We start from the raw sequence: 9,858 nt of genomic DNA on the forward strand, positions 1-9,858 counted from the left end.
AAATTGCAACGAATTAAAATTCAATAATTGTGACGCATAAACAACGAACAAGTTTAATACGTAGAGAAATTTCTGAATCATATGCAAATTTAAAATTACGCTATCCGATTCTAAAAGAACAGAATGCTATTGGCTTTGCAATATTTTTTTTAGCAGCTGGTCTTTCTCTTTTTATGGGGTATTTATGGTACATAAATATTGTCCCTGGGTGGATTTTAATTTTAGTAAATGCTTTTTTATTTGGAATTCTACATGAATTAGAACACGATTTAATTCATTATATGTATTTCAAAGAAAATAAAGTGGTACATAACATTATGCTTTTTGGAGTTTGGATTTTACGTCCGTTAACTTTGAATCCATGGTTTAGAAGAACCTTACATTACCACCATCATCGATTCTCTGGAACTTTGCATGATATTGAAGAACGTGGCGTTACCAATGGAGAAAAATGGAACTTGAAACGTTTACTTTTTACTCCAGATTTAGTTGTAGGAAATTTATTACGCATTTATAGTTTGTTTGGCGACATCAAACGTGAAGTTCAAAACGGAAATTTAAAATACGAAACTGCTCATAAAATTAAATTATACGGTTTTTTAGGATTGATTCCTTTAACGATTATCTCTCACGTAATATTATACATTTTTACGGCAGATTTATTAGTCAACTTTTTAAACGCAAATTTCGCAACGCAAATTTTGTTTCCAGAGTTTTTAACTTCGATATTAGATTATACAAATCCATTGATTTATATCATTTTATTACCGAATTTACTACGTCAATTCTGTTTACATTTTATCACTTCGAATTTACATTATTTTGGAGATGTTGAAAAAGGAAACGTTATTGAACAAACACAAGTTTTAAACGTTTGGTGGACATTTCCGTTTCAGTTATTTTGTTTCTTCTTTGGTTGGACACACGCGATTCATCATTTTGTTGTTAACGAAACATTTTATATTAGACATATTGCTCGTAAAAAAGCACACGAAGTTATGAAAGCGAATGGCATTCGTTTTAACGACTTAGGAACTTTTAAAAGAGCAAATAGATATAACGAAATAAAATCATAAAAATATCCCTCAAGCAAAACGTTTGAGGGATTTTTTTATATGATTTTCTAATTGTAGTTTTTCTTTATCTGAATTACAACTTAACATTGAAAACACAAGAAAGAAATTGCAGAATGATTTCAAAATATAATTCATAAAAAAGCTTTAAGAATTAAATATACAAATAAAATCCATGTACAAAACGTTTTGCAAAAGGGATGGAAGCTTTGTTTGAGCTCTTTTGCAAATTTTCAATTTGTGAAAAGCGAGTGCGTACAGCCCGACCTGTAACGCAGTGGAAGGGATTGCCCCAAAAAAAGAAAAGAGTTTTGAAACCGAAACTTCAAAACTCTTTAAAATATTATTTGAAAATTGGTTTATAGAACACCAACTTCTTTCATACAAGCAACCATGCTTTGGTACGTGCGCTCAATGTTTTCGTCTAAACCAATTGAGATACGAACTAATCCTTCAGACAAGCCCATTTCTTTTTGTTCATCCATTGGAATTTCTGAACTTGTAGATGAACCTGGCGCACTGAATAAGGTTTTGTAGAAACCTAAACTTACCGCTAAATATCCTAAGTTACGTTCTTGCATCAATTCCATTAAAGCATTTGCTTTTTCTAATGAACCAGCATCGATGGTAATCATTCCACCAAATCCGTAATTCTCATTATACATCGATTTAAACAACGAATGACTTGGATGTGATGTTAATCCTGGATAAACCGTTTTAAGTCCTAATTCTTCAAAGCGACCAGCTAAATACAACCCGTTGAATGAATGTTGCTTCATACGAATATGTAATGTACGTAAGTTTTTCATAATACTTGAAGCACGTAAACTATCCATCGTTGCACCTAACAACATACAAGAACCTGAATTTACATCTTTTAAAGCATTAATAAAATCACGAGTTCCACAAATTACACCTCCAACTGTATCACTACTTCCGTTGATATATTTTGTTAAACTATGAATGGTAACATCTGCACCTAACAAACTTGGAGTTACAGAAAGTGGTGAAAATGTGTTATCAACCACAACTTTAATTCCACGTTTGTGAGCGATTTCAGAAATTTTCTTGATATCAGCTACTTCCAATAATGGATTTGAAACCGTTTCTAAATAAATGATTTTTGTATTTTCTGTAATTGCGTTAAGAATCACATCAATTTTTGTGATGTCAACAAAAGTTGTAGAAATACCAAATTGTGGCGTATAGTTTTTCAAGAAAGCATACGTTCCTCCGTAAATAGTTCTACTAGAAACGACATGGTCTCCGTTTTTACAGTATTGCATAATAACGGCTGTAATCGCTCCCATTCCTGAAGCTGTTACATGAGCTGCTTCTGTATTTTCCATTGCCGCTAAAGCATCTGAAAGATATAAATTACTCGGAGATGAATGACGAGAATATAAATAGCATCCATCTGTGTTGCCTTCAAAAGTGTCGAACATAGTCTTTGCTGACAAGAAGGTATAAGTAGATGAATCTGAAATTGAAGGATTTACACCACCGAACTCACCGAAGTATTGTAAATCTTGGATTTTATCTGCAGGATTAAACATAAAAATAGTTTTTTAGATTTGTTATTTAGTGCAAAAAAACTTAAAATTTATGAAATAAGAAAGTTTTTTTTTTGGAATATCAAAAATTTTTCCGTAAAATTTGTATAATTAATAATTTAACCACTTATTAATAAACCAACTTAACTTATTAAATAATCAAAAAAGAAACAGATGAAATTAGATTCAATCGATTACAAGCTTATCGAACTTTTGCAAGAAGATTGCAAACAAACCACTAGAGAACTAGCATTAGTGTTGGGATTATCAACTACAGCGGTATATGAACGCGTGAAAAAACTAGAAAAAACTAATGTGATTTCTAAATATGTAGCAATCATAGACCGTAATCAAGTCAATAGAGGTTTTGTTGTTTTATCAATGATAAAGATAAAAACACATTCAAAAGAAGCAATCATTCAATTTGAGAAAAAAATTAATGATTTACAAGAAGTTTTAGAATGCTATAACATCAGCGGTGACTATGATTACATTCTAAAAATTGGCGTAAAAGACATGGAAGCTTACAGAGAATTCATGTTGTCAAAATTAACGAGTATGGACGAAGTTTTAAGCTCACATAGTTTATTTACTATCGGTGAAATTAAAAACTCAACCCAATACAAATTATTGTAAAAATTAAAAGTGATTGTTTTTCAATCACTTTTTTTTATTTCTTGATACAAAAACTTTATCAAACTATTTTATTGTTGTAATTTTGTGTGATTTAAAATTTTAAACACAACATAAATAAAAATATTATGAGCTCATTTGACGTAGTTGTAATTGGTTCTGGTCCTGGTGGATATGTTGCTGCAATTCGTTGCGCACAATTAGGGATGAAAACTGCTATTATCGAAAAATATTCAACTTTAGGTGGAACATGTTTAAACGTAGGATGTATTCCTTCAAAAGCATTATTAGCTTCATCTCACCATTTCCAAGAAATTCAGCATTTTGCTGACCACGGAATTGAAGTTTCTGGAGAAGTTAAAGTAAACTTAGAGAAAATGATTGCTCGCAAACAAGCAGTTGTAGACCAAACTTCTGGTGGTGTTAAATTTTTAATGGATAAAAATAACATCACTGTTTTTGAAGGATTAGGTTCTTTCGAAAGTGCTACAACAATTAAGGTAACTAAGAACGACGGTTCTTCTGAAACTATCGAAGCAAAAAATACAATTATTGCTACAGGATCAAAACCATCTTCTTTACCTTTTATTTCAATTGATAAAGAAAGAGTCATTACTTCAACTGAAGCTTTAAAATTAAAAGAAGTTCCAAAACATTTAATCATCATTGGTGGTGGAGTTATTGGATTAGAATTAGGACAAGTATATTTACGTTTAGGTTCTCAAGTTTCTGTAGTTGAATTCGCAGACCGCGTTTTACCAACAATGGACGGAGCTGTTTCTAAAGAAATTACTAAAGTTCTTAAAAAGGCTGGAATGAAATTTTACACTTCTCACAAAGTTCAAGGTGTTGAACGCAACGGAGATGTAGTTATCGTTAAAGCTGAAAATGCTAAAGGAGAAATCATCACTTTAGAAGGAGATTACTCATTAGTTTCTGTAGGTCGTCGTCCTTACACAGACGGATTAAACGCAGAAAAAGCTGGAGTTAAATTAACAGAAAGAGGTCAAATTGAAGTAAACGATCATTTACAAACTACAGCTTCAAACATCTACGCAATTGGAGATGTTGTTCGTGGTGCAATGTTAGCTCACAAAGCAGAAGAAGAAGGCGTTTTAGTAGCTGAACAATTAGCAGGTCAAAAACCTCATATCGATTATAACTTAATTCCTGGTGTTGTTTACACTTGGCCAGAAGTTGCTGCAGTTGGAAAAACAGAAGAGCAATTAAAAGCTGAAGGAAAAGAATACAAAGTTGGACAATTCCCATTCAAAGCATTAGGACGTGCTCGTGCATCTGCTGACACAGACGGATTTGTAAAAATCTTAGCAGATAAAGTTACAGATGAAATCTTAGGAATGCACATCGTTGGAGCTCGTGCTGCAGATTTAATTGCTGAAGCTGTTGTAGCAATGGAATTCAGAGCATCTGCAGAAGATATCACTCGTATGTCTCACGCGCACCCAACATTCGCAGAAGCTATCAAAGAAGCCGCTTTAGCTGCAACTGAAAATAGAGCATTACACGTTTAATCTCTTTTAAACATCAAATATAAATGCGTTTTCGTTCAATCGGAAACGCTTTTTTTATTGACTTATTACAATTAAAAAAACACAACAAAAAAACCAATTCTATTAAAAACACTAAATAAAACAGAATGTAATTTTATCATTTTTTTAAACATTTCTAAAAAAAACAAAAAATAAATCAAAACATATAAAAATAAAACCTATCTTTGTGGCTTAATTTAATTATTTGCATAATGCAAGAAGGTACAGTAAAATTTTTTAACGAATCTAAAGGATTCGGATTCATTACTCCAGAAAATGGTGGTTCTGATGTTTTTGTTCACACTACAGGTTTATTAGATAACGTTCGTGAGAATGACGAAGTTGTTTTCGAAGTAGAACGTGGTCAAAAAGGATTAATGGCAGTAAATGTAAAGAGAAAATAATTTTTTTTATATAGTTATTGTAAAACGGATGTCAATATTGATGTCCGTTTTTTTTTGGGCAAATCCTTCCACTGCGTTACAGGTCGGGCTGTCCGCACTCGCTTTTCGCAAATTGAAAATTTGCAAAAGAGCTCAAACAAATCTTCCATCCCTTTTGCGTATTCGTACTAATTTCACAATCCGATATTAATAAAAAACTCCAACAAAGTTTTAAACTTTGTCGGAGTTAACCAATCCTACTACTTTTCAGGTTCAACCACAATAGAAGTTTCAACATTTTTTATCAATTCACGAATAAGATATTCATTCAAATAAAGCCAATCATTCGTTTGTGGAACATCGTAATGTCTATCAAAATTTAGCTTCAACATTTTATAAGCTTGTTTAGCATCTTTTTCATCATAAAAAATTAGCTTCCAATAATTATCAACTTCTTTCCATTCATATAAAAACACACCATTAGCTGCGTGTAAAAACGGAGAACGAATTCCTTTAACATTAATCACTTCTTTTTGCGCCATTTGATTCGCATACATATACGAAGCGATATAATTTAAATTATTCAACAAACGTTCTTTAATTTCATAAACCGATTCTGGTGCAGTTGGTTTAATTCGCCATTTATTTAATTCTGTAGAACGATAATCATAAGCAACATTATCAACAGAAATTTCGGATCTTAGATTTAAATAAAAAGTAGATTTACCGTCAACAATAACTAAGAAGTCACTTTTAAAATCTTTAAAATCGCCGTGCAATTGAATACTTTGCTCTGTAACATCTTTTATTTTTAAATGTATATTTTCGCCTTCATTTGGAGACAATATCAATTCGTCATTTTTAAATTCATAAGTTCCAAACATATATTGATTACCTAATAAAAAAGTATAAGTTCGATTGGGACGAAGTGAAATATAAGAATAAAACGAATAATCATCCTCGGAAACAGCATCCGTAAGATTCAAATCTTTATAATTCGATTGCAATTCAGCATATTTATCTTCACTCATTACATTTACGATATTAAAATCTCCCAGATTTTTAATATCAACTTGTGATTTTTCACCACATCCTAGAAATAGAAATATCATACCAAACATCAGTAAAATATACGTCTTAATAAATTTCATTGTTTTTCTTTCAAAAGTACAAAACAGTTAATTTTTATAAGAAGAATTATCTTTAAAAAAATTGTGTTTTCTCCATAACCAAAATTTTTATTAAAATCAATTCATATAAAAAGAACAACAATGTTAAAAAACAAGAAAAAAACAACTAACATTTGCTTTAACTTATAATTAATTGCATATTTAAGCTTTATAAAACAAAACATAATAAACCTAACTTACTAACTACAAACACAAAAATGACTTACAACGAATTTTATTCAGAAAGTATTTCAAATCCCGAAAATTTTTGGAAAAAACAAGCTCAAAACATCAAATGGTTCAGTGAACCAACAAAAATCTTATCAGATAACGAAAATGGATATCCAGAATGGTTTGCTGATGGAGAATTAAACGCTTGTTATTTATGTCTAGATAAACATATCGAAGATGGTTTTGGAGATGAAATTGCTTTGATTTACGATTCACCAGTTACACAACAAATAAAAAAATTCACTTATAACGAAGTCAAATCTGAAGTTGCAAAACTTGCCGGCGGATTAAAATCTTTAGGTGTAGAAAAAGGCGACACTGTAATTATTTACATGCCAATGATTTCTAAAGCCGTTTTTGCAATGCTTGCTTGTGCAAGAATTGGAGCAATACATTCTGTGGTTTTCGGAGGATTTGCACCAACTGAATTAGCTACTAGAATAGACGATTGCAAACCAAAAGTAATAATCACTGCTTCATCTGGTATAGAAATCGACCGATTATTAGCTTACAAACCATTTGTGGACGAGGCTATCGAATTAGCATCACATAAACCTGAACACGTAATCGTTTTCAACAGAAAATTAGGAGCTCGAATTCCGTTTAAAAAATACGATGTTGATTATGACGCATTGGTTTATGGTTCTGAAGAAGCAGCCTGTGAAATTGTAAAATCGACACATCCATTATACATTCTTTATACTTCAGGAACTACCGGTAAACCAAAAGGAATTGTTAGAGATACTGGCGGCTACGTAACGGTTCTTAAAAACTCAATGAAACAAATTTATGATGTAAATCCTGGTGAAGTCTTTTGGGCAGCATCAGATGTTGGTTGGGTTGTTGGACATAGTTATATCGTTTATGCTCCGCTTTTAAACAGAACTGCTACGATTGTTTTTGAAGGCAAACCAGTACGTACACCAGACGCATCAACATTTTGGCGCGTTATCAACGAACATAAGGTAAATGTTATGTTCACAGCTCCTACCGCAATTAGAGCAATAAAAAAAGAAGACCCGAACGGTGATTTCATCAAACAATACGATTTATCTTCGTTAAGACTTCAATTTCTAGCAGGTGAACGAAGCGACATTGCATCGATAGATTGGTACAAAACTCATATAAACATTCCGGTAATTGACCATTGTTGGCAAACAGAAACCGGCTGGCCAATGCTTGCAAATATGGCAGGAATTGAATTACAACCATACAAACCCGGTTCGGCCGGAAAACCTGTAATCGGCTACAACATAAAAATATTTAATGAATCAGGTGAAGAGCTAGGTCCAAACAAAGAAGGATTTATCGTAGCTAAATTACCATTACCTCCTGGAACGTTATCTGGATTATGGCAAAACGAACAACGCTTCAAAGAATCCTATTTATCTCAATATCCGGGTTATTATTTTACTGGTGATGGCGGTTATCACGACGAAGACGGAAACATTTGGGTTACAGGCCGAGTTGATGATGTAATCAATGTTGCGGGTCATCGTCTTTCTACTTCAGAAATGGAAGAAGTCGTTTCTCAACATCCTGAAGTTGCAGAATGTGCAGTTGTTGGAATTGAAGATACCCTAAAAGGACAGATTCCTGTTGGCTTTGCAATTCTGAAAAACAATTCAGACATCGAGCATTTTCAATTACAACACGAAATCATTCAACTTGTCCGAAACAAAATTGGCGCTGTTGCAGCATTGAAAAATATAATTGTCGTAGATAAATTACCTAAAACGCGTTCAGGTAAAACCTTACGAAAACTTCTTAGAGATATTGTTGATGGAAAAAATTATCAGATTCCTTCAACCATCGAGGACGAAACAAGTATTTCGCATTTAATCGAAGTCTTAGAACAATACAAAATTGGTTCTTTTAAATAAAAAATAAAACATCTTTAAAATACAATATGGGTTTGACTATCAATTTCAGTCAAACCCTTTTTTTATTGTATAAATTTTAAAAGCTTCAATCATTTGGGCAATCCCTTCCACTGCGTTACAGGTCGGGCTGTCCGCACTCGCTTTTCGCAAATTAAAAATTTGCAAAAGAGCTCAAACAAAGCTCCCATCCCTATTGCAAAACGCAGTTGTAAATAAATACCACAGCATAAGTTGAAAATATTATATATATAACTTTTCAACTTTATATATATAATATTTACTTTTTTACTAGATAATATTTCAATTTATTCTAGATAATATTTATTTTTTTACTAGATAAAATCTTAATTTATTCTAGAATAAATTCTCAACTAGAAGCTTCCAGTAAAAAAAAAACCACCGCATAAATCGTCAAAATCCAACTTATACATGTATGATGAGCTAGTATTATGTTATTTTTAGTACATTTATCAATGTAGATCCGCTAGCAGAGCAGACGATGGAGCCGTATTTGTATGTTGGTAACAACCCTATTATGTTTACTGACCCTACTGGTATGAATCATCATGATTATGGAGTAAATAAAGAAACAGGGGAAATTAATCTAATCAGAGAGACAAATGATAAATTCGATAGAATAATGGAAACTGATGAAGATGGTAATATAAAGACATATGGGACAGGCTTTTTAATTCCTAAAGCTAAAAAAGGACAGGAAAAAATAGCAGTTGATAATATTGCAAAAGGGATACTTAAAGATTGTATGAATTTTGAAATAAAAGATATTAATATCAAAGTTAATCGTGAAGGAGAACCTACACTTAAAGAGTTTGATAATTTTATTTCTAAGTTTAGTGACTTTGTAAAAAAAGAAATTGCTGGAGTTAGACTTGGTAATCTTTTAAATAACTCGGAAGTAACTTCGGTACAAACTTTTAGATATTTGTATAATACAAGAGATAAGTCTTCTATACCTGAAAGATGGATGACAGATTATGGATTGAGATTGAAAGGACATTTCCATACTCATCCTTTCAATGATCATGTTCCGTCTACGGAAGATATAGCCTTAAAAAATAGATTTAAAGATGTACCCTTTTTTTATAATTTCTAATGGATATGAAAAAAAATTTTAAAATCTTAGTGATTATTTTTACATTGATATTTAGCTTTATTAATTGCTCAATGTCGAATACTTCTTTCAAAAATCAAAATGAAGAAAAGATTGAAAAAGCGAGGGAGAATGTTGTTTTAGATTTTATTAAAATTTATAAAACCCGATCGCGCGGATTTGCAATCCGTGCCTTAAAACAACAACAGCCCGATCGCGCGGATTTGTAATCCGTGCCTTAAAACCAATTAAACAAAGCGAGCTGACGTAAA

General features: G+C 31.9%; 8 protein-coding genes. 6 read left to right on the forward strand and 2 right to left on the reverse strand.

All coding sequences use genetic code 11. The annotated features are described in order from the left end of the window. Positions 1 to 29: 29 nt before the first annotated feature. Positions 30 to 1,076, forward strand: coding sequence for a fatty acid desaturase (locus tag EG240_RS13790; protein WP_125019941.1), 1,047 nt, complete (start codon positions 30 to 32; stop codon positions 1,074 to 1,076). Positions 1,077 to 1,432: 356 nt separating this feature from the next. Here EG240_RS13790 and EG240_RS13795 read toward each other — a convergent pair whose 3' ends face one another. Continuing rightward, positions 1,433 to 2,629: an aminotransferase class I/II-fold pyridoxal phosphate-dependent enzyme gene (locus EG240_RS13795; protein WP_125019942.1), complete on the reverse strand. Its 1,197-nt coding sequence runs from the start codon at positions 2,627 to 2,629 to the stop codon at positions 1,433 to 1,435. Between the two features lie 171 nt (positions 2,630 to 2,800). Between EG240_RS13795 and EG240_RS13800 the strand changes: the two genes are divergently transcribed. The 3 genes from EG240_RS13800 (at position 2,801) to EG240_RS13810 (ending at position 5,213) form a co-directional block, all read left to right on the forward strand. Then, on the forward strand, positions 2,801 to 3,262 hold the full coding sequence (locus EG240_RS13800) for an Lrp/AsnC family transcriptional regulator (RefSeq protein ID WP_125019943.1): 462 nt from the start codon (positions 2,801 to 2,803) through the stop codon (positions 3,260 to 3,262). Between the two features lie 125 nt (positions 3,263 to 3,387). Further along, positions 3,388 to 4,791: a dihydrolipoyl dehydrogenase gene (lpdA, locus tag EG240_RS13805; protein WP_125019944.1), complete on the forward strand. Its 1,404-nt coding sequence runs from the start codon at positions 3,388 to 3,390 to the stop codon at positions 4,789 to 4,791. A 230-nt stretch (positions 4,792 to 5,021) separates the two neighbouring features. Further along, positions 5,022 to 5,213: a cold-shock protein gene (locus EG240_RS13810; RefSeq protein ID WP_125019945.1), complete on the forward strand. Its 192-nt coding sequence runs from the start codon at positions 5,022 to 5,024 to the stop codon at positions 5,211 to 5,213. Between the two features lie 239 nt (positions 5,214 to 5,452). On the opposite strand, the gene EG240_RS13815 is transcribed toward EG240_RS13810, so the two are convergent. Next, on the reverse strand, positions 5,453 to 6,343 hold the full coding sequence (locus EG240_RS13815; protein ID WP_125019946.1) for a hypothetical protein: 891 nt from the start codon (positions 6,341 to 6,343) through the stop codon (positions 5,453 to 5,455). A gap of 236 nt (positions 6,344 to 6,579) precedes the next feature. Here EG240_RS13815 and EG240_RS13820 point away from each other — a divergent pair, with 236 nt between their 5' ends. Both EG240_RS13820 and EG240_RS16720 read left to right on the forward strand, forming a co-directional pair. Continuing rightward, the gene (locus EG240_RS13820) at positions 6,580 to 8,475 is read left to right on the forward strand and encodes an acetate--CoA ligase (RefSeq protein ID WP_125019947.1); all 1,896 of its coding nucleotides are present in this window, start codon (positions 6,580 to 6,582) and stop codon (positions 8,473 to 8,475) included. 535 nt (positions 8,476 to 9,010) lie between these two features. Beyond that, complete coding sequence (locus EG240_RS16720) at positions 9,011 to 9,589, forward strand: MPN domain-containing protein (RefSeq protein WP_203229323.1); 579 nt, start codon at positions 9,011 to 9,013, stop codon at positions 9,587 to 9,589. Positions 9,590 to 9,858 lie beyond the last annotated feature (269 nt).

Origin of the sequence: Paenimyroides tangerinum, assembly GCF_003865405.1 — a bacterium.
GTDB lineage: Bacteria > Bacteroidota > Bacteroidia > Flavobacteriales > Flavobacteriaceae > Flavobacterium > Flavobacterium tangerinum.